Origin of the sequence: Samsonia erythrinae, from assembly GCF_004342665.1 — a bacterium.
GTDB lineage: Bacteria > Pseudomonadota > Gammaproteobacteria > Enterobacterales > Enterobacteriaceae > Samsonia > Samsonia erythrinae.
In genome coordinates, this window is the sequence record NZ_SMBY01000002.1 from 1 (window position 1) to 19,356 (window position 19,356).

20 protein-coding genes and 1 rRNA gene are annotated in these 19,356 nt (G+C 52.6%); 5 read left to right on the forward strand and 16 right to left on the reverse strand.

The window, feature by feature from the left end; genetic code table 11:
* Window positions 1-88, forward strand: a 5S ribosomal RNA gene (gene rrf, locus EDC54_RS04405); the annotation flags it as partial.
* 242 nt (window positions 89-330) lie between these two features.
* Here rrf and EDC54_RS04410 read toward each other — a convergent pair.
* The 16 genes from EDC54_RS04410 to acuI form a co-directional block, all read right to left on the reverse strand.
* Window positions 331-996, reverse strand: a complete 666-nt coding sequence (locus EDC54_RS04410) for an amino acid ABC transporter permease (protein WP_010681530.1) — start codon at window positions 994-996, stop codon at window positions 331-333.
* Window positions 997-1,096: 100 nt separating this feature from the next.
* Entirely contained in the window at window positions 1,097-1,864 is a 768-nt protein-coding gene (locus EDC54_RS04415) for an amino acid ABC transporter substrate-binding protein (RefSeq protein WP_132453684.1), read from the reverse strand.
* Window positions 1,865-2,120: 256 nt separating this feature from the next.
* Window positions 2,121-2,243 carry a hypothetical protein gene (locus EDC54_RS18140; protein ID WP_268991092.1) on the reverse strand — a complete coding sequence of 41 codons (123 nt, stop codon included), beginning with the start codon at window positions 2,241-2,243 and terminating at the stop codon, window positions 2,121-2,123.
* A 277-nt stretch (window positions 2,244-2,520) separates the two neighbouring features.
* Entirely contained in the window at window positions 2,521-3,567 is a 1,047-nt protein-coding gene (locus tag EDC54_RS04420; protein WP_132453686.1) for a bifunctional transcriptional activator/DNA repair enzyme AdaA, read from the reverse strand.
* Window positions 3,551-4,327, reverse strand: coding sequence for an isocitrate lyase/PEP mutase family protein (locus EDC54_RS04425; protein WP_132453688.1), 777 nt, complete (start codon window positions 4,325-4,327; stop codon window positions 3,551-3,553). The genes EDC54_RS04420 and EDC54_RS04425 overlap by 17 nt, the downstream gene beginning before the upstream one ends.
* A gap of 240 nt (window positions 4,328-4,567) precedes the next feature.
* The gene (gene fis, locus EDC54_RS04430) at window positions 4,568-4,864 is read right to left on the reverse strand and encodes a DNA-binding transcriptional regulator Fis (protein ID WP_012883002.1); all 297 of its coding nucleotides are present in this window, start codon (window positions 4,862-4,864) and stop codon (window positions 4,568-4,570) included.
* Window positions 4,865-4,887: 23 nt separating this feature from the next.
* A complete protein-coding gene (dusB, locus tag EDC54_RS04435) occupies window positions 4,888-5,853 on the reverse strand; it encodes a tRNA dihydrouridine synthase DusB (RefSeq protein WP_132453690.1) in 966 nt (321 codons plus the stop codon).
* Between the two features lie 329 nt (window positions 5,854-6,182).
* On the reverse strand, window positions 6,183-7,070 hold the full coding sequence (gene prmA, locus EDC54_RS04440) for a 50S ribosomal protein L11 methyltransferase (RefSeq protein WP_132453692.1): 888 nt from the start codon (window positions 7,068-7,070) through the stop codon (window positions 6,183-6,185).
* A gap of 17 nt (window positions 7,071-7,087) precedes the next feature.
* Complete coding sequence (panF, locus tag EDC54_RS04445; RefSeq protein WP_132453694.1) at window positions 7,088-8,539, reverse strand: sodium/pantothenate symporter; 1,452 nt, start codon at window positions 8,537-8,539, stop codon at window positions 7,088-7,090.
* Window positions 8,529-8,771 (reverse strand): YhdT family protein, encoded by a 243-nt coding sequence (locus EDC54_RS04450; RefSeq protein ID WP_132453696.1) that lies wholly within the window; start codon window positions 8,769-8,771, stop codon window positions 8,529-8,531. Before EDC54_RS04450 ends, panF begins: the two co-directional genes overlap by 11 nt.
* Before the next feature lie 163 nt (window positions 8,772-8,934).
* Entirely contained in the window at window positions 8,935-10,278 is a 1,344-nt protein-coding gene (gene accC, locus EDC54_RS04455) for an acetyl-CoA carboxylase biotin carboxylase subunit (RefSeq protein WP_132453698.1), read from the reverse strand.
* A gap of 11 nt (window positions 10,279-10,289) precedes the next feature.
* The gene (gene accB, locus EDC54_RS04460) at window positions 10,290-10,757 is read right to left on the reverse strand and encodes an acetyl-CoA carboxylase biotin carboxyl carrier protein (protein WP_132453700.1); all 468 of its coding nucleotides are present in this window, start codon (window positions 10,755-10,757) and stop codon (window positions 10,290-10,292) included.
* Window positions 10,758-10,781: 24 nt separating this feature from the next.
* Window positions 10,782-11,234 carry a type II 3-dehydroquinate dehydratase gene (gene aroQ / locus EDC54_RS04465; protein ID WP_132453702.1) on the reverse strand — a complete coding sequence of 151 codons (453 nt, stop codon included), beginning with the start codon at window positions 11,232-11,234 and terminating at the stop codon, window positions 10,782-10,784.
* Between the two features lie 241 nt (window positions 11,235-11,475).
* Window positions 11,476-12,075 carry a protein-methionine-sulfoxide reductase heme-binding subunit MsrQ gene (gene msrQ, locus EDC54_RS04470; protein WP_132453704.1) on the reverse strand — a complete coding sequence of 200 codons (600 nt, stop codon included), beginning with the start codon at window positions 12,073-12,075 and terminating at the stop codon, window positions 11,476-11,478.
* A gap of 36 nt (window positions 12,076-12,111) precedes the next feature.
* On the reverse strand, window positions 12,112-13,113 hold the full coding sequence (gene msrP / locus EDC54_RS04475; RefSeq protein ID WP_132453706.1) for a protein-methionine-sulfoxide reductase catalytic subunit MsrP: 1,002 nt from the start codon (window positions 13,111-13,113) through the stop codon (window positions 12,112-12,114).
* Between the two features lie 159 nt (window positions 13,114-13,272).
* A complete protein-coding gene (gene acuI / locus EDC54_RS04480) occupies window positions 13,273-14,250 on the reverse strand; it encodes an acrylyl-CoA reductase (NADPH) (RefSeq protein WP_132453708.1) in 978 nt (325 codons plus the stop codon).
* Window positions 14,251-14,407: 157 nt separating this feature from the next.
* On the opposite strand from acuI, the gene csrD reads away from it, so the two are divergent.
* The 4 genes from csrD to mreD all read left to right on the forward strand — a co-directional run bounded on the left by csrD (window position 14,408) and on the right by mreD (window position 19,348).
* Window positions 14,408-16,348, forward strand: coding sequence for an RNase E specificity factor CsrD (csrD, locus tag EDC54_RS04485; protein ID WP_132453710.1), 1,941 nt, complete (start codon window positions 14,408-14,410; stop codon window positions 16,346-16,348).
* Window positions 16,349-16,665: 317 nt separating this feature from the next.
* Entirely contained in the window at window positions 16,666-17,709 is a 1,044-nt protein-coding gene (gene mreB / locus EDC54_RS04490) for a rod shape-determining protein MreB (protein ID WP_132453712.1), read from the forward strand.
* A 170-nt stretch (window positions 17,710-17,879) separates the two neighbouring features.
* Window positions 17,880-18,863 carry a rod shape-determining protein MreC gene (gene mreC, locus EDC54_RS04495; protein ID WP_132453714.1) on the forward strand — a complete coding sequence of 328 codons (984 nt, stop codon included), beginning with the start codon at window positions 17,880-17,882 and terminating at the stop codon, window positions 18,861-18,863.
* Window positions 18,860-19,348 (forward strand): rod shape-determining protein MreD, encoded by a 489-nt coding sequence (gene mreD, locus EDC54_RS04500; RefSeq protein ID WP_132453716.1) that lies wholly within the window; start codon window positions 18,860-18,862, stop codon window positions 19,346-19,348. The genes mreC and mreD overlap by 4 nt, the downstream gene beginning before the upstream one ends.
* Window positions 19,349-19,356: the final 8 nt, after the last annotated feature.

A 19,356-nucleotide genomic window follows, 5' to 3' on the forward strand; every position in this document is an offset into this window, starting at 1 on the left:
CTGACCCCATGCCGAACTCAGCAGTGAAACGCCGTAGCGCCGATGGTAGTGTGGGGTCTCCCCATGTGAGAGTAGGGAACTGCCAGGCATCAAATAAGTGGAAAGCCTCTGTCGTAAGACAGGGGCTTTTTGCTATGCGTGGAGTGCGGAAAGGGGCTGCTGTGTCTCCTGTGGTAAAACGCCAGATATGCGACCACATCCTCAATTTCTCCGCCACTCTTATATCTAAAAAGTATGTGTATGTCCTGGTAGCTCAATTTATTCAACAGTGGTTGAAACCCCGCAAACGGCAGATCTGTCCCGTGGATGGCATGGGCTGATGCTGAAACGTCAGTGTGTGATGTGGCGCTGATAATACTTTTCGAGTTTAACCTGTAACTGGCTTAGCACGGTGCTGAACATCAGGTAAATCAGTGCAGCCTCGACATACAGAATCAGAGGCTCATAGGTAACGGAAACGATGCGCTGAGCGGATAAGAACATCTCCGGTACGGTAATAACGGCGGCCAGCGACGTATCTTTGATTAACGAAATAAACGTATTGGAAAGCGGCGGCAGAGACACAAAAACAGATTGGGGAAATATGACCCAACGAATTGCCTGCCTTCCGTTCATGCCGAGAGAATAAGCGGCATTCCATTGCCCTTTCGGGACAGACAGTATGGCTCCACGGACGATCTCTGAGCTATAAGCACCCACGCTAATGGTGAAACCAATGAGTGCAGCAGGGAAGGCATCCAGAGTAATCCCCGCGCTGGGCAGCCCATAAAAAATCAGGAAAAGCTGCACCAGTAACGGCGTGCCACGAATGACCCAAACGTAGAAATCACCCAGCCATTTCAGCGGCTTGGGGCCATAAAGGCGAACCAGCGCGATGATAATGCCGAGGGCTAAGCCAAAGATGAAAGACAGAATCGCCAGAGGGACGGTAAATTTCAGTCCCGCAGACAGCAGGCTCCAGAAGGAGTCTGCCATGAGTTGTAGCCAAGGCGGCATGAAAACGAGCTCCGATAACGGTATGTGTTAATCACAGAACGCGCTGATATATCATGTCGATAAAAATCAGGTTGAACAACGCACTCTGGTAACCGTGTGATTATTGAGAAACATCCTCCCCGAAGTATCGCACAGATATTGTTTTATAGGTGCCGTCCGCTTTTATTTCATCCAGCGCTTTATTCAATGCCTCCACCAGTGGCGCCTGATTTTTACGCACCAGAATCGCAGAAGGTTCGCCGTCTTTTGCGGTTGCCGCAATCTTCACGTTGGCATTCGGCTTCTGCTTTTTGAAATCCAGAAATGACAGATTATCGTTTAACGTCGCGTCGGCGCGGCCGCTAAGCACTAAATCCAGCGACTGGTTAAAACCGTCCGTCGGCACAATGTCCGCACCGTAGCGGGTGGCTTGCTTCGAATAATTACTGGTCAGGCTTTGTGCCGATTTTTTGCCTTTCAGATCGCTGAAATCTTTAATAGTAGTGTTATCGCCACGAACAACCAGCACCGCCTTGGAGTCGATATACGGCTTGGAGAAATCATACTTAGCCTGACGCTCTTTGGTTACGCCAACCTGATTGATGACCACATCGTAGCGTTTGGCATCAATCCCCGCGATTAATCCGTCCCAACGTCCTTCGATGAACTGGGCTTTCACGCCGAGCTTTTCTGCCACCGCACGACCGATATCCACGTCGAAGCCCACCAACTGGCCTGATTTATCGTGATAGGTATAAGGCGCGTAGGTGCCTTCTGTGCCGATCTTGAGCACGCCGGCGGACTTGATGGCGCTAAGGTCATCGGCATGAGCGAATACGCTGGTAGCAAGCAGGGCACTGGTCAGTAAAGCAAAACGTATTTTTTTCATTATGAATTCCTGTGGGTAGTATGCAGTGATGTACTTATAACTTTTATTAATAACTAATCTACGTGACAAGACATTTGTTTATAAATCACGTTGTGTGATGATTTATATCAGAAGTGAATATAGTCCTTTTATAGCGAACCGTACTTTTACGATGACTATAGTGCGCCTAACAGGCTTTAACTATGTTGCGAGAGGGAATGTCAGAAACAGTCTATTGTCAGAGAGAATGGTCGCAACGGTCAGCGTATTGTTCTGTTTACCCTTCCTGAGCCGATAAGGCGCCGTACTGGTAAGTACGATAATCGCGGTGTCGGATGGCGTCATCTTCGTTGAGTAAGGCATTGGCGGGGCCTGAGATGCAGGCAGGGGGAAGTATCATTAACGTCTTTTCCGCTCGCACGTGTATCGCGGCATCCAACAGGGTTTTTTGGCGCAAAGGACATCAGGAAATTTTTCGAACGAGAAGGCTCCTTCGCTCCAGATAGGTTGCTGCTGTTTTAAGCGTTTCTCCCGTCGAGGTGTTTAGATTCTGGATTCATTGTTGTGAACCCTAAGCGGGCTTATTGCCCGCAAGTGGCTAGAGGTTTATAAATTTTTTGATGATTCAATATGCTGAGGCATTCTCACGCTATTTGACGTCGCTTCCATTGGCATGATTAAGCATTGTTTTTTTCATGCTCAATGAGCCACTCTTTGCGCGCCACTCCGCCACCATAGCCTGTCATCGTACCATCCTTGCCGATAATTCTGTGGCAAGGAATGACGATTGCCACTCGGTTTGCTCCGTTCGCTGCCGCCACCGCTCGTACTGCATTTGGGTTCCCTATCAGCCCGGAGAGCGCCTGATAGTGTGAGGTTTGGCCATAAGGGATCGTGCGTAGCGCTTGCCAGACGGTACGCTGAAAATCACTGCCTGGAGTATCGAGTAAAAGAGTAAACTGTTGGCGCGTTCCTGAGAAATACTCGCTGATCTCTTTTTCTGTTTGCCGGGTATGATTATTTTCACCAGAGATTATCCGAGCCTTGAGCAATCGCTGAAGATCGCGAAATTCGGTCTCCAGCATTCGACGGTCGGTGAATTCCAATAGGCAAACGCCACGTTCGGTGGCACAGACAAACATGGGGCCGAGCGGCGTGGTAAAACGGTGAATCATAATCACCTGGCTGTGTTCGGTCGGACTCACGCCCGTAAGCTGTTTATAGGTATAGCCAAAACCACTTAATGATTCGTAGCCGCTATCAAAAGCAACGTCGGTTGCATTACGCCCACCTTTTAGTTCCTGAAGTGCGATATTCACCCGCTGCATGCGCTGGAAAGCCTGAAAGGTAATACCGTGATTTTGCAGAAACCATCGACGAACCCGCTCTGGGCTGATGTTGTGTTTACGCAGTTCAGCATTGCTTATCCGTGTTTTAGGATTGGCACGCACGAGTTCAAGCGCTTGTTCAATTAAAAGCGGTGCGCTATGTGCATTTTCCGTGGGTCGGCACACTTTACAGGGGCGAAATCCCGCATCCAGAGCGGATTTAATATCTTTATAAAATTCAACATTTTCACGTTTTGGTTTTCGTGCCCGGCATACGGAAATACAAAATACGCCCGTTGTTATCACACCAACAAAAAAGATCCCGGTATACTCTGAAGCCCGCTCAAGTAGTGCCTGATACCAGATGTCGCACTGGTCATTATCGAGAACTTTCATCAACAAAAACTCCTGCAAATGACTGTTGCGACTGGATAGTTAGCATTACATTTTTAAACGTCGATTGCATGGCTGAATGAACAAAATTACCCATAGAGAGGCGATTTACGCCGAGTTTTTTCAGCCTGTCAAAATCAGGGAGGTCTGGCATGCACATGACGTTGAGTGGCAAATTAATCTCCCGAGAAATGATCGCAATATCATTTTCAGACGTCAGGCATGGAACAAAAAGACCATCAGCACCCGCCTCTTCGTATAATCGACCGCGCAATAACGTTTCCTGCAATGCCTGCTCATGGCTAAGAAGATAGGTATCGGTACGAATATTAAAAAATAATGGATAATTCTCTGTGGCCAATGCATGACGAATCTCTTTTATGGTGCTGGCAAATACCATTGCATCATCAAGTTGTCTGACACCATTAATTACTCTGCTATCTTCAAGGTTTATACCAACAACGCCCAGAAGAATGAGACGTTTAAGATGAGTGGCGATCTCGTTTGCTGTTTTACCAAAACCCGCTTCAACATCAACGCTCAATGGCAAGTTAATGACGGATTTGATACGAGTGACGATATACAGCAATTCATCAAATGACATTGCTTCTCCGTCCTCGTAACCTAACATGGCGGCAATGGCTGCGCTTGAGGTTCCCAGAGCTTGATAGCCAGCCTGCTGAGCCGCAATAGCGCTGCTAGCATCCCAGACATTGGCGATAAGTAATGGCGTGTTTTGATGATGAAGTTCAGTGAAGTCCATGATTATCTCCTCTGGCGATATGCAGGATTCATCTTGAACACCCTACGGCACTCCCACAACCGAAAATCAGACGACCATTTTCTGTAAACCGATCATGGATAGCAGAACGGCTTAATAACCCGCTCCGACTCTTTCATGTATCCATCCGTTCAGGCGGCTGTCGCCCTGAAAAACAGCAAAGAAAAAGGCGCTTAACCAGAAAGGTAAAGCGCCTTTTTTCAAATGCTTAACTGATTAATATCAGTTCATGCCGTATTTTTTCAATTTCTTACGCAGAGTACCGCGGTTGATGCCCATCATCAGGGCGGCGCGGGTTTGGTTACCGCGGGTGTATTGCATCACCATGTCCAACAGTGGCTGTTCAACTTCAGCCAGTACCAGCTCATACAGGTCATTAACGTCCTGACCGTTCAATTGAGCAAAATAGTTCTTCAGTGCCTGTTTAACCGAGTCGCGCAGGGGTTTTTGGGTTACCTGGGCCTGAGAGTTTACAGTGGAAACGGTCAGTACGTCAGAATTCACGCGTTGTTCGAACATAGTTCTGTCAGCTCTTTTTCTGTTTACGCAAGATTTTCAAAATATGCCTCCAACGCCTCCAGCTGCTTGCTGGCATCCTCAATGGCGTTGAATGTGCGCCTAAACTGGTCGTTTGGAGCGTGCTCCTGGAGATACCAGGATACGTGCTTACGAGCGATACGGAATCCCTTGCCTGGACCATAAAAGTCGTGCAATTCCCGTATGTGCTCGATCAACAAGCGCTTGACCTCCGCCAATGGCATTGGCGCCAGCAACTCCCCTGTGTCCAGATAATGCTGGATTTCCCGAAAGATCCAGGGTCTTCCCTGAGCGGCTCGTCCTATCATCAGGGCATCTGCCCCGGTGTAATCAAGAACCGCTCTGGCTTTATGCGGGTCTGTAATGTCGCCATTCGCAATAATTGGAATGGAAACGGCCTGCTTAACTGCCCGAATACTGTCGTATTCTGCTGAACCATTGAACAAACACGCACGGGTGCGTCCGTGAATGGTTAATGCCTGAATGCCACAGTCTTCAGCCAATTTGGCAATTTCTACACAGTTGCGGTGCTCGGGTGCCCAACCGGTACGGATCTTCAGCGTCACCGGTACGTCTACCGATTTCACTACCGCAGAAAGGATTTGTTTGACCAAATCCGGATACTGCAACAAAGCAGATCCTGCCATCTTGCGGTTCACCTTTTTTGCCGGACAGCCCATATTGATATCGATGATTTGCGCACCGAAATCAGCATTGATTCTGGCTGCCGCCGCCATCTCATCCGGGTCACAGCCGGCAATCTGCACGGCCCTGATACCGGGCTCATCGCTATGTACCATACGCAAACGCGACTTATCTGAACGCCACACTTCCGGATTGGAAGAGAGCATTTCAGACACGGTCATTCCAGCGCCCATCGCATGACAGAGTGCTCTGAATGGGCGATCGCTAATACCAGCCATCGGGGCTGCTATCAAACGATTGGTAAGCTGAAATTGTCCAATGTGCATAGACAAAGATTGACCATACTGTGCCTGCAAGGGCGCGTATATTACGCATTTTTTACGCCAGATGAAAGGCCAAACTTTGACCAATTAAGCCGAATAGATCAATAAATCAGAGTTTTTCAGACTTGAAAATTTAATTTATTCATTAACAACAATGTCTTATGTTGTTTTAGGGGCTCTGCCTTCTCTACTCCGGCAGTGAAAACATCTGCTAAGAATATGCTACCAGATGTCTCTGACGTAGTGATTGATGGAGAGGTAAGAAGCCGCAGGCAGTGTAATATGTCCTCCAATGCGGCTTTTGTGTTGTATCCAGTCCGAGTCGAAAACCACTACACCGCTTTTCTGATGCCGGTAATGCGGCACCATTCTTCACGTTCTGCAACCGGATCGAGCATGAACTTGTCTGCGTAGGCTTCTGCGACGCCTTCGGCCTGCGTCGCCAGCACGCCGGACAGACCGAGGTGACCGCCCGCTTTAGGTAAATCGCTAATCAGCGGTGCCAGCTCGCGCAGTGGGCCGGCAAGGATATTGGCGACGACGACATCGGCAGACAGGTCGGCAGGCTGGTCTTTCGGCAGATACAGCTCAAGACGCTCGGAGACGCCGTTGCGCTGCGCGTTATCGCGGCTGGCCTGAATCGCCTGCGGATCGATATCAATCCCGATGGCGCGCGCTGCACCCAGTTTCAGGGCGGCAATGGCCAGAATGCCGGAACCGCAGCCGAAATCGATGATCGTTTTTCCTGCTAAATCCAACCCGTCGAGCCATTGCAGACACAGGGCGGTCGTGGGATGCGTGCCGGTGCCAAACGCCAGACCGGGATCGAGCATGACGTTGACGGCGTCCGGATCTGGAATGTCACGCCAGCTTGGGCAAATCCACAGGCGTTTGCCGAACTGCATCGGGTGGAAGTTATCCATCCACTCACGTTCCCAGTCTTTGTCTTCCAGCTGTTCGATTTTATGTTTAAAACCGACGCCCAGCAGCGGCTCTTGCTCAAGCATGGCGATCACCGCGTTCATGTCGGTTTCGGCATCGTACAGCGCAATGGCATCGGTATCTCCCCACAGGCGGGTTTCGCCCGGCAGCGGTTCGAACACCGGGGTATCGTGCGTATCCTGAAACGTAACGGATACCGCACCGCTTTCTATCATGGCGTCACCCAGTTGTTCTGCAACCTTTCCTGAGGTGTTTATTTTCAGTTGAATCCACGGCATGGCAGTCTCTATGACATTTAAAGTGAAGATGAAGCGGCAACCGGCGCGGGTGGGTTATGACCAAAGCGGTTGCCAATAATAAACGCCATCAGGCTGAGTAACAGCGATGGCACAATCGGGTGATACCCGGCCAGATGCAGATCGAAGCTGGCCAGCAAGGTGTAGCAAATCGCCCCGCTGAACATGGCGCTAAGTGCCCCCGCGGCATTCGCGCGCTCCCAGTACAGGCCCAGCACCAGCGGCCACAGGAACACCGCTTCCAGACCGCCAAACGCCAGCAGGTTCAGCCAGATGATCATATCCGGCGGTCGTAAAGAAACCAGCAGCACCAGAAGACCTAGCAGCAGAGTGGCCATACTGGACAAGATCTTAATGCGGTGCTCATTATGGATCTGCTGCGGACGTACACTGAGATAGAGATCTTTGATGATCGTCGCGGACGCCTGAAGCAGATGGGCATTAATGTTGGACATGATAGCGGCCATTGGCGCGGCGAGAAAGATCCCGGCAGCCAGCGGCGGTAGCACCGTGACCATCAGTGCCGGTAAAACCTGATCGGGAATGGTCAGATTTGGCATCACTGTGCGGCCCAGCGCCCCGGCCAGAGGCATGCCGAGCATCAGCACGCCGATGACGATCGTGCCGATAATAATCCCCCGATGCAGCGCCTTGCTGTCGCGATAAGAGATACAGCGGACGGCGGTGTTCGGCAAGCCGATGACGCCGAAGCAGACCAGCACCCAGAATGAGGCCATAAACGGCATCGATAGAATACCGTTGCTGCCCTGTGGCGAGACCAGCATAGGATCAATCTGTTGCAGCTTATCCACTGCGCTGTGCAAGCCGCCGGCAGCATAGATCACGCCTATCAGCAGGATGACGGTGCCGATCAGCATCACGATGCCTTGCATCGCATCATTGAGCACGCTGGCGCGGAAGCCGCCAAACGTGGTGTACAACGCGATAGTGACGCCGAAAATCAGCAGGCCGATGTCGTAAGGGATGTTTGCCGCCGTTTCCAGCAGGCGGGCGCCGCCGATGAACTGCACGGCCATGGAGCCGATAAACGCCACCAGTAGGCTGATGCTGGCGAACCATACCAGCAGCGGGCTGTTGTAACGGGCGTACAGCATGTCATTCAGCGTGATGGCGTTGTAACGGCGCGCCAGAATAGCGAATTTTTTCCCCAGAATTCCGAGCGACAGCAGCATGGTGGGGAGCTGGATCATCGAAAGCAGCACCCAGCCCAGCCCGTATTTATACGCGGCACCCGGCCCGCCGATAAAGGAGCTGGCGCTGACGTAAGTGCCGATGAGCGTCATCGCCAGCACAAACCCGCCCATGGATCGACCACCGAGGAAATATTCGTTAAGAAAGTTACCCGCTTGACGGCGACGGTACGCATAGACCGACAGTCCGAAGACCAGAAGCAGATAGCCAATCAGCGGTAATAAAATTTCAATTTGCATCGTCACTCTCCAGTGAGATATCGCGGAAAACGACGCGTACCATCAGCCAGCACAGCAACGTAAAAACCAGCGGCAGCAGCAGGCAGGCCATCTCAAACCAGTGCGGCAGGCCGGTGATCCCTTGTGTGTTGTCAGGCAAATAGGCGGCGAGCACCCAGGCCACTAAATAAACCAGCGTCAGGCCGAAAGCCCAGCGGGCCTCTTTGTGCGCCTGAGGAAAGCGTGTGTCCATATTCTTCTCCACCGTGAAGGGAGTATTGGCAGTGTTATGACCGTTGTGATGACGAAAGCGGGAATTTTACGGCATGTGGGCGAATTGACTAGCCTGAATTGATATAAAAAGAGAAAGGCCGGTTTGCACCGGCCTTATGATCGTCACTGAGATCGTACCGTATCTACTGCAACCCGAGTTTTTTCTCCAGATAGTGGATGTTCGTGCCACCTCTCTGGAAGTTTTCGTCTTGCATGATTTTCATCTGAAGTTCGATGTTGGTTTTGATGCCGTCAATGATCAGCTCAGCCAACGCGTTCTTCATGCGGGAAATCGCGATTTCGCGGGTTTCACCGTAGGTGATCAGTTTGCCGATCATGGAATCGTAATACGGCGGTACGGTATAACCGGCGTAAATATGCGATTCCCAGCGGATGCCAAAGCCGCCCGGCGCGTGGAAGCGCGTGATTTTCCCCGGACTTGGCAGGAAGGTATTCGGGTCTTCGGCGTTGATACGACATTCCACCGCATGACCGCGCACCTTCACATCTTCCTGTTTGATGGACAGCGGCTGACCGGCGGCAATGCGTAATTGCTCTTTGATCAGATCCACACCGGTAATCATTTCGGTTACCGGGTGTTCCACCTGAATACGGGTATTCATTTCAATAAAGTAGAATTCACCGTTTTCGTACAGGAATTCGAACGTACCTGCGCCGCGATAATTGATATCGATGCAGGCTTTCGCGCAGCGATCGCCGATATAGCGACGTAGTTCGTCCGTAATGCCCGGCGCCGGCGCCTCTTCCACCACTTTTTGGTGGCGGCGCTGCATGGAACAGTCACGCTCGGCCAGATAAATCGCGTTACCCTGACCGTCCGCCAGTACCTGAATTTCCACATGGCGTGGATTTTCCAGGTATTTTTCCATGTAGACCATGTCGTTGTTGAAAGCCGCTTTGGCTTCCGCACGGGTCATATTGATGGATTGTTCCAGCTCTTTGTCGCTGCGCACCACGCGCATACCGCGACCGCCGCCGCCGCCGGAGGCCTTGATGATGACCGGATAGCCGATGCGTTTGGCAAAGGCGCGGTTTTTGTCCATATCGCCGTCCAGCGGGCCATCAGAACCCGGTACGCACGGCACGCCCGCTTTTTTCATCGCGTTGATGGCGGAGACCTTATCGCCCATCAGACGGATGGTATCGGCACGCGGGCCGATGAACACAAAGCCGGAGCGTTCAACCTGCTCGGCAAAGTCGGCGTTTTCGGACAGAAAACCGTAGCCGGGGTGGATCGCAACGGCACCGGTAATTTCCGCAGCGGAAATAATGGCCGGGATATTCAAATAGCTTTTTGTTGACGGCGCCGGGCCAATACACACGGTTTCGTCCGCCAGCAATACGTGTTTCAAATCGCGATCCGCGCTGGAGTGAACGGCGACGGTTTTGATGCCCAGTTCTTTACAGGCACGCAAAATGCGCAGTGCAATCTCTCCGCGGTTAGCGATAACGATTTTATCTAGCATGATAAGCCTCGTTATTCGATGACAACCAGTGGCTCGTCAAATTCAACCGGCTGGCCGCTTTCGACCAGAATGGCTTTCACTACGCCCGCTTTATCGGCTTCAATCTGGTTCATCATTTTCATGGCTTCGACGATGCACAGGGTATCGCCAACGTTGACTTGCTGACCCACTTCCACAAATGCTTTGGCATCCGGGCTTGGGGTGCGATAGAAGGTTCCAACCATTGGAGAGCGAACGATGTGTCCACTGACAGCCGCTGGCGCAGCCGGGGCTTCAGCGGGCGCTGGCGCAACCGCGGCGGCCAGAGCAGGCTGTTGCTGCATCATCGGTGTGGCATAGGCTTGCTGCATCATCGGATAGTTGGCTGCTGCCGGGGCACGACTGATACGTACTGATTCTTCACCTTCAGAAATTTCCAGTTCGGCGATGCCAGACTCTTCAACCAGTTCGATCAGTTTTTTGATTTTACGAATATCCATGGATGTGGTTCCGTACTCTTTTGTTTAATTGGAAGTTGACAGGCGTTTTACCGCCGTCTGTAAAGCATACTGATAACCCTCTGCCCCCAGACCACATATCACGCCTACTGCAATATCAGAAAGATAGGAATGATGGCGGAAGGGTTCACGCGCGTGCACATTGGACAGATGAATTTCGATAAACGGAATGTCGACCGCCAGCAGGGCATCACGCAGCGCAACGCTGGTGTGGGTGAATGCCGCCGGATTAATCAGAATGAAGTCCGTGTTTCCTTTGGCCTGATGGAGGGTATCGATCAGAACATGTTCCGCGTTGGATTGCAGATGGGAAAACTCCACGTTCAATGCCTGCGCCTGTGCTTCCAGCTCGCTGACAATGTCTGTTAACGTCGTCTTACCGTATTTGTCAGGCTCTCGGGTACCTAGCAGGTTCAGGTTTGGGCCGTTCAAAAGCAAAATGTGAAACTTTTCTGCCATTGTGCTGCTATCTCCCGCGATTATCTTCGTGTCGCACAAAATAGCGCGAAGCTGTTCGTTTGTCACCTTTCGTGACGAAAATTGTCCGACCGGAGAATTCAAAACCGTGCATTATAACCATATCGTGGCAATTCGCAGCTAAATACTGGTCTTATCTGCGGAGATATTCCGGTGTGAGGTCGTGAGAAGGTGTGAATCTCTCCGTGGTCAGTCACCGGTTTTTCCTGTGTTGCCGCGGCGTTTAGCGCCACCATTGGCGAAATTTTTTATAACGAAACAGCAACAATATCAGCGCCGCGAGTGCATATAAAATAGGCTGCGGAGAGTATGTTTTAACCGACCAAAGATAATGGATAGGCGCAAGGATGGCAGCCAAATAGACGAAATTATGCAATTTTTGCCATCTCGATCCCAGTTTGCGCATCAGTTTCTGTGGCGAGGTCACTGCCAGCGCCAGCAAAATCAGCCAGCTTATCAGACCCAATGTCAGATAAGGCCGGGATATCAGCTCCTGACCCAGCAAAGCCAGATGGTTCAGGCCGAGCTCCAACAGCGCATAGCTTGCCAGATGCAACGACGCCCAGAAAAAACACCACAGCCCGAGGAGACGACGGCAGCGAATCAGCAGCGGCTGTTTGCCGTAACGCGCCAGCGGTGTGACCAACAGCGTCGCCAGCAACAGTTTTAGCGCCATCCTGCCGGTAAAGTGTTGGATATCTTTGGCCGGATCGGCGCTGAACCACCCTTGGTCAACCGACAATATCAGCCACAGCAATGGCAGAAAACCTGCCAGATGGAGTAGCACTTTTAGCCGATTAATGTGTTGTAACGTCAGTCTCATGCTGATGTGGATTCCTATCCTGACAGGAAGTGATCGCTAGAAGTTGTCGCGCAGATTCAAGCCGCGATACAGCGAGGCGACCTGATCGGCATAGCCGTTGAACAACAGCGTAGGTTGACGCTCAACGTTAAGCAGGCCGCCTGACCCGATGACGCGTTCCGTCGCCTGCGACCAGCGCGGGTGATCGACATGGGGGTTAACGTTGGCATAGAAGCCATATTCATCTGGGGCCGCCAGATTCCACGTGCAGGGCGGCTGTTCACGGGTTAACCGAATATGCACAATGGATTTGATACTTTTGAACCCGTATTTCCACGGCGTCACGAGTCGGATAGGCGCGCCGTTCTGCGGCGGCAGTGTCTTGCCGTAAACGCCGACGGCCAGCAGCGTCAGGGGATTCATGGCCTCATCCAGTCTCAGCCCTTCGACATAGGGGTAGTCCAGCCCGCCGCCTATCGCGCGATTTTTTTGTCCCGGCATCTGCTCCTGGTCGTAAAGCGTCTGAAACGCCACGTAGCGTGCGTTGCTGGTGGGTTCGGCGAAGTTAATCAGCTTGGCCAGCTCAAACCCGACCCACGGAATGACCATCGACCAGGCCTCAACGCAGCGAAAGCGGTAGATCCGCTCTTCTAGCGGAAAGCGTTTTAGCACATCGTCGATATCCAGCGTGATAGGTTTGGCTACCTCGCCGTCTATCTTAACGGTCCAGCCAGTGGTTTTTAACCCGCCGGCATTGGCCGCCGGATCGGCTTTATCCAACCCGAACTCATAGAAGTTGTTATAACCCGTGACCTTATCTTCCGGCGTGAGAGGCAGATCGAGCCTCCAGTCGGCAGGCTGACTAAATGTGAGCGGCTTACCCGGCGGCGCTTTGGGTTTCTCTCCGCCTTTAAACCACGCTAGCAGGTCAGCCTGTGCAGAAAGCGGCAGTGAGAGCGCCGCCGCGGAAATGCCCAGCGCTTTTAATACGCGCCGGCGCTGATAGAAGAGGGATTCCGGGGTAACGTCGGCTTCCGTGAGCTTGCGATGTTTGTGCATGTGAACTCCCGCCAGTCATGATTTTTGTTAAAGCAAAATGGCGTTTTTTAATGCTTATCGTTCACTTAGTTATAGATGAGTTGCGGTAGAAATCGCACGGTAAAACGAAGGACTTTTATTGCAGGGTGTAACAGCCGCCCGAAAGCGGCTAAAAAAACGTTAGCCGATTTTCACCAGTGTGCGGCCAGTGACGTTGTTTTCCAGCAGCGCGGCGGCGGCGGCGGGGACATCTTCCAACCCGATTTCCTTTGTCACCTGCTCGTAGAATGCGTCAGGCAGGATGGTCGCCAGACGATCCCACGCCTGCTGACGACGCGCCAGCGGCGCCATCACGGAATCCACGCCTTGCAGACGAACATTGCGTAAAATGAAGGGCATGACGGTTGTCGGCAGCGCAATACCACCAGCCAGACCACACGCTGCCACCGTCGCGTTGTAATCCATCTGCGCCAGCAGCGTCGCCAGCACTTTGTCGCCGACGGTATCAATCGCGCCTGCCCAGCGCTGCTTTTCCAGCGGGCGGGCATTGCCGGTGAATTCGCTGCGTTCGAGCACCTGTGCCGCGCCCAGTTTCTTCAGATAGTCGGTGTTGTCAGCACGTCCGCTGACGGCGGTCACCTGATAACCCAACGCGGCGAGCAGGGCGACTGCCGTACTGCCGACGCCGCCGCTGGCGCCCGTCACAATGATGTCGCCGCTTGCCGGTGTGACGCCGCCGTCTTCCAGCGCCATGACGCACAGCATGGCAGTAAAGCCCGCGGTGCCGAGGATCATTGCCTTACGGGCGTCCAGCGAGGAGGGCAAAGGCACCAGCCAATCGCTTTTCACCCGCGCTTGCTGCGCCAGACCGCCCCAGTGGTTTTCCCCCACGCCCCAGCCGGTCAGGATGACGGGCTGTCCTACGGTAAATCGGGCGCTGTCGCTGTGGCGCACTACGCCCGCGAAATCGATCCCCGGCACCATCGGGAAGTGACGAATGATCTTGCCTTTGCCCGTAATGGCGAGCGCATCTTTATAATTAATACCGGACCAATTGATATCGACGGTAACATCCCCGGCGGGAAGCTGTTCCGCATCAATCTCACGGATCTCGGCGCGCGTCAGACCGTCGGACTGTTCAAGAACCAAAGCCTGCATGAGCAATCTCCTGTAGCAGGATTAAAAGTGAGGAAGCCATACTATAATTATGACGAATATCTTTCGTTATAAGTACTATGCGTTGCAATCGGCGTTGGCAAACTGATAAAAAACAAAAAACTTGCTGAAATGGCATTCTTTGGAATAGGACGCAGGGATGGGATTTACGACCAGATTCTCAATACTTGTAACATTGCTGACGACGTTCGCTATTTTCCTGATGCTGTTCAGTAACCTGTTCAGTCTCTACGCTTATAGCCAGCAGCGAACTGAGCAACAGTTACATGAGGTGATAGCCAGTATCGATCAGGCGTTATTAGTGCAGCCGCCTGAAGATGTCCAGTTCTGGCTGCCGGGGATGATGAAGACGGCAGGCATTGTCACGCTGGAGATTTGGGATAACGATTCGTCGCTCTATTCGATAGCATTGCCTGACTCGGCGTGGAAACGAACGCATCTCTACCATCAGGCTGAATTCCCGCTTATGCACCATCTGGATGGGGTGGTCGTCTTAAAATATGTTGATCCGCTAATTGGTTTGTCGCGCGTCGTGATATCCATGTTGCCGATACTGCTGGCCGCAGGCCTGATGCTCCTGATGCTCTATCTGTCCATTCGCTGGCTACAGCGTCAGTCTGTAGGGCTGCAAGAGCTGGAAACGCGCGCGCGGCATATTCTCAACGGCGAACGTGAATCGGTGATGCAGGGGTCGGCGCGTGAATGGCCCGCCAATAGCAGCGGAGCGCTCGATCTGCTGTTGTCGGATCTAGTGGAAGCGCGTGAGGAGCGGGGGCGGGTGGATACCTTAATTCGTGCCTTTGCCGCACAGGATGCGGAAACCGGGCTGAACAACCGTCTGTTTTTTGATAACCAACTAACGACACAACTGGAAGACAGCGAAGACGTGGGGACGCACGGGATCGTCATGATGATCCGCGTGCCGGATTTTGAAATCCTCCAGGAAACACACGGCTACAACCGAGGTGTCCTTCAGGAATACCGTTTTACGCTGGTCAACCTGCTGTCGACGTTTGTTATGCGTTATCCCTCCGCACTGCTGGCGCGCTATTTCAGCAGCGACTTCACCGTATTGCTCCCTCACCGCACGCTGAAAGAAGCCGATGCTATCGCCGCTCAGTTGGTGAAAGCGATCGATATTCTTCCCGTCTGTCCGTTGATCGATCCGCAAGATATCTTGCACATCGGCATTTGCGCCTATCACAGCGGTCAAAGTGCGGAACAGGTGATGGAAAGCGTGCAGGATGCAAGGCGCAACGCCGTCTTGCAGGGAGGGAACGGCTGGTGTGTGTATGACCGACAGGTGCCGGACAAGAGCCGCGGCAGCGTGAAATGGCGCACGTTGCTGGAGCAAACGCTGGCGCGAGGGGGGCCGAGGCTCTATCAGAAGCCTGCCGTCACGAAAGAGGGCGTTGTGCATCATCGTGAAATGATGAGCCGAATTTATGACGGCGAGCAGGAATTGCTCGCTGCGGAATATATGCCGTTGGTGCAGCAACTCGGACTGACAACCCACTATGACCGGCAACTTCTTGCGCGGGTTATTGACCTGTTGGCGATTTGGCCGAGTGAAAATCTGGCTGTGCCGGTCAGTGTGGACTCACTTTTGCAGAAAGCTTTTTTGCGCTGGCTAAAAGAAACATTACTACAATGTCCGAAATCGCAACGGCAGCGTATTTTATTTGAACTTGCGGAGGCAGATGTTTGTCAATATATCGGCCGTCTGCGCCCGATTCTAAATCTGATATTGGGACTGGGATGTCGTCTGGCTGTCACACAGGCCGGTTTAACGCTCGTCAGTACGACGTATATCAAGTCGCTTCCTGTGGAAATCATCAAGCTTCATCCCGGACTGGTGCGTAGTCTGGAGCGTCGCCCGGAAAACCAGCTCTTTGTACAAAGTCTGACCGAAGCCTGTAAAGGAACGCAAACGCAAGTGTTTGCCGCTGGCGTGCGAACGAAAGAAGAGTGGCGGATGCTCTTGGGGAAAGGCGTTTATGGCGGACAAGGGGATTTTTTTGCCGCATCAATTTCAGTAACGGATGAGCTGAAAAAATATTCACCGCGCCATCGTGTTTAATATAAACGCACTGCTCAAATTAACGTAGAATGAGGCGGTTGTTAAATCAGTTAGTGTGTGCTTACGTTAGCGACAATCCGATTAAATGTTAGATTTTATGTCCGGTGTTAGCGCAATTCCGTCGTGCGGATCGTGGTAATCTGCTTTGCCGCCTAAGGAGAGGACATGATGTGTCTGTTCCCTGACGTCGATGTGCGCAACTCAGACTTAATTTTTCACCGAAGCAGAGCTTTTTCGTGCCTTGTCGCTGCTTCGTGTGGTTGGTAAAGTAGGCGGATTTATTTTTCGCCCCCAGCTTGCAGGATTATCCTTTAGTTATGTTTAAGAAATTTCGTGGCATGTTTTCCAACGACTTGTCCATCGACCTGGGTACCGCCAATACCCTGATTTATGTTAAAGGGCAGGGCATCATACTGAATGAACCCTCGGTGGTCGCCATCCGTCAGGATCGCGCAGGCTCTCAAAAAAGCGTGGCGGCGGTAGGCCATGACGCTAAGCAGATGCTGGGTAGAACGCCCGGAAATATTGTCGCCATTCGCCCGATGAAAGACGGCGTCATCGCCGATTTCCAGGTCACGGAGAAAATGTTGCAGTACTTCATCAAGCAAGTACACAGCAACAGCTTTATGCGTCCAAGTCCGCGCGTGCTGGTTTGCGTCCCGGTCGGCGCGACACAGGTCGAGCGGCGCGCCATTCGTGAATCCGCGCTGGGTGCGGGCGCACGTGAAGTGTTCCTGATCGAAGAGCCGATGGCCGCCGCGATCGGCGCAGGTATGCCGGTATCCGAAGCAACAGGTTCCATGGTGGTTGATATCGGTGGGGGCACGACGGAAGTCGCCGTTATCTCGCTGAACGGCGTCGTGTACTCGTCATCTGTCCGTATTGGCGGCGATCGCTTCGACGAAGCGATCATCAACTATGTTCGCCGTAACTATGGCTCGCTGATTGGTGAAGCGACGGCTGAGCGCATCAAGCATGAAATCGGTTCCGCCTATCCGGGCGATGAAGTGCTGGAAATTGAAGTTCGTGGCCGTAATCTGGCTGAAGGTGTGCCGCGTGGGTTCACGCTGAATTCCAACGAAATTCTTGAAGCGTTGCAAGAGCCGTTGACGGGGATCGTCAGTGCGGTGATGGCCGCGCTGGAGCAGTGCCCGCCGGAACTGGCTTCCGATATTTCCGAGCGCGGTATGGTGTTGACCGGCGGCGGCGCGCTGCTGCGTAATCTGGATCGCCTGCTGATGGAAGAAACCGGTATTCCTGTCGTGGTGGCTGAAGATCCGCTGACCTGTGTTGCCCGTGGCGGCGGTAAGGCGTTGGAAATGATCGACATGCACGGTGGCGATTTGTTCAGCGAGGAGTAATCCTGTCTGGAAAAGGGGGGCCGGATGGATGAACGCAAGCGTTTTTCATCTCTCGTGGTTGCCCCTTTTTTATTTGCCGAACAATGAGATTTGCCCTGCGGGGCGCTGCTTTGTGACATGAAAAATCGCCGGAGCGATTTGAGGTTGCAGTCGAGGAATACGCGAATTTTATGAAGCCGCTTTTTAGCAGGGGGACTTCCCTGCAATTACGACTTTTTCTTGCTGTCGTTACCGCGATCGTCGCGATCGTCGCGGACAGTCGGCTTGGTTCGTTCGTTAAAATCAGAACGTACATGGACACCGCGGTCAGCCCGTTCTATTTTCTGGCCAATGGGCCACGTCAGGTGCTGGATAATGTCTCCGCATCGCTGGCGACGCGTGAACAGCTGAGCATTGAAAATACCGCGTTGCGTCAGGAACTGCTGATGAAAAACAGCGATCTGTTGCTGTTAGGGCAGTTCAAGCAGGAAAACGCGCGGTTACGCGAACTGCTCGGTTCGCCGCTGCGTCAGGATGAACAGAAGATGGTCACGCAGGTGATGTCCGCCGGAACCGACCCGTATAGCGATCAGGTTGTGATTGATAAAGGCCAGGTAAATGGCGTGTATGAGGGGCAGCCGGTCATCAGCGATAAAGGCGTGGTGGGGCAGGTCGTCGCGGTCGGTCAGTTTACCAGCCGGGTTCTGTTAATTTGTGATGTTTCCCACGCGTTGCCGATTCAGGTGCTGCGCAATGATATCCGCGTAATCGCTGCCGGCAACGGTTGTACCGACGATTTGCAATTGGAACATCTGCCTAACAATACGGACATCCGTGTGGGCGATGTGCTGGTGACGTCCGGCCTGGGTGGGCGTTTCCCTGAAGGTTATCCGGTGGCGGTGGTATCCTCGGTGAAAGTGGATACTCAGCGCGCTTATACGATTATTCAGGCTCATCCGACCGCGGGGCTGCAACGTTTGCGCTATCTCTTATTATTATGGGGCGTGGAAAACAACTCTAATACCTCGCTGCCGCCAGCGGAGGTGCATCGGGTTGCCAATGAGCGCCTGATGCAGATGATGCCACAGGTATTACCGTCGCCTGATGAAATAGGGCCGCCGCTTCCTCCTGATATCGCTGTTCCCACTACCGAGCCGCAAAGAGGCCATCAATGAACCGCTATCGCAGGCATGGCAACTGGATTATCTGGCTCTCATTCCTGATTGCCATGATCTTGCAGATTATGCCGTGGCCGGATGAAATCTATATGTTTCGTCCGTCCTGGCTGACGCTGTTCCTGATTTACTGGGTGATGGCGTTGCCGCACCGGGTGAATGTCGGTACCGGGTTTTTATTGGGTATGATTATGGACCTGATTCTTGGGTCTACTCTGGGAGTCCGGGCGTTGGCGCTTAGCGTCATTGCCTATTTGGTGGCGTTCAAATTTCAGTTGTTTCGAAATATGGCGTTATGGCAACAGGCGTTGATTGTCATGGCGCTGTCGTTGCTGATGGATCTGATTGTATTCTGGGCAGAATTTTTGGTTATTCATGTCTCTTTCCGGCCGGAAACGTTCTGGAACTGCGTGGTCGATGGCGTGCTTTGGCCGTGGCTGTTCCTGCTGATGCGTAAAATTCGTCGTCAGTTTACTGTGCAATAAGGTGACCC

Bases quoted from the DNA above. Each gene is read 5' to 3' on its own strand.
- dusB (WP_132453690.1), bottom strand. From the start codon at position 5,853: ATGCACATTGGACAATTTCAGCTTACCAATCGTTTGATAGCAGCCCCG.
- EDC54_RS04425 (WP_132453688.1), bottom strand. From the start codon at position 4,327: ATGGACTTCACTGAACTTCATCATCAAAACACGCCATTACTTATCGCC.
- prmA (WP_132453692.1), bottom strand. From the start codon at position 7,070: ATGCCGTGGATTCAACTGAAAATAAACACCTCAGGAAAGGTTGCAGAA.
- fis (WP_012883002.1), bottom strand. From the start codon at position 4,864: ATGTTCGAACAACGCGTGAATTCTGACGTACTGACCGTTTCCACTGTA.
- aroQ (WP_132453702.1), bottom strand. From the start codon at position 11,234: ATGGCAGAAAAGTTTCACATTTTGCTTTTGAACGGCCCAAACCTGAAC.
- accC (WP_132453698.1), bottom strand. From the start codon at position 10,278: ATGCTAGATAAAATCGTTATCGCTAACCGCGGAGAGATTGCACTGCGC.
- panF (WP_132453694.1), bottom strand. From the start codon at position 8,539: ATGCAAATTGAAATTTTATTACCGCTGATTGGCTATCTGCTTCTGGTC.
- mreC (WP_132453714.1), top strand. From the start codon at position 17,880: ATGAAGCCGCTTTTTAGCAGGGGGACTTCCCTGCAATTACGACTTTTT.
- EDC54_RS04420 (WP_132453686.1), bottom strand. From the start codon at position 3,567: ATGAAAGTTCTCGATAATGACCAGTGCGACATCTGGTATCAGGCACTA.
- csrD (WP_132453710.1), top strand. From the start codon at position 14,408: ATGGGATTTACGACCAGATTCTCAATACTTGTAACATTGCTGACGACG.
- EDC54_RS04450 (WP_132453696.1), bottom strand. From the start codon at position 8,771: ATGGACACACGCTTTCCTCAGGCGCACAAAGAGGCCCGCTGGGCTTTC.
- accB (WP_132453700.1), bottom strand. From the start codon at position 10,757: ATGGATATTCGTAAAATCAAAAAACTGATCGAACTGGTTGAAGAGTCT.
- EDC54_RS04415 (WP_132453684.1), bottom strand. From the start codon at position 1,864: ATGAAAAAAATACGTTTTGCTTTACTGACCAGTGCCCTGCTTGCTACC.
- EDC54_RS18140 (WP_268991092.1), bottom strand. From the start codon at position 2,243: ATGATACTTCCCCCTGCCTGCATCTCAGGCCCCGCCAATGCCTTACTC.
- msrQ (WP_132453704.1), bottom strand. From the start codon at position 12,075: ATGAGACTGACGTTACAACACATTAATCGGCTAAAAGTGCTACTCCAT.
- mreB (WP_132453712.1), top strand. From the start codon at position 16,666: ATGTTTAAGAAATTTCGTGGCATGTTTTCCAACGACTTGTCCATCGAC.
- mreD (WP_132453716.1), top strand. From the start codon at position 18,860: ATGAACCGCTATCGCAGGCATGGCAACTGGATTATCTGGCTCTCATTC.
- msrP (WP_132453706.1), bottom strand. From the start codon at position 13,113: ATGCACAAACATCGCAAGCTCACGGAAGCCGACGTTACCCCGGAATCC.
- EDC54_RS04410 (WP_010681530.1), bottom strand. From the start codon at position 996: ATGCCGCCTTGGCTACAACTCATGGCAGACTCCTTCTGGAGCCTGCTG.
- acuI (WP_132453708.1), bottom strand. From the start codon at position 14,250: ATGCAGGCTTTGGTTCTTGAACAGTCCGACGGTCTGACGCGCGCCGAG.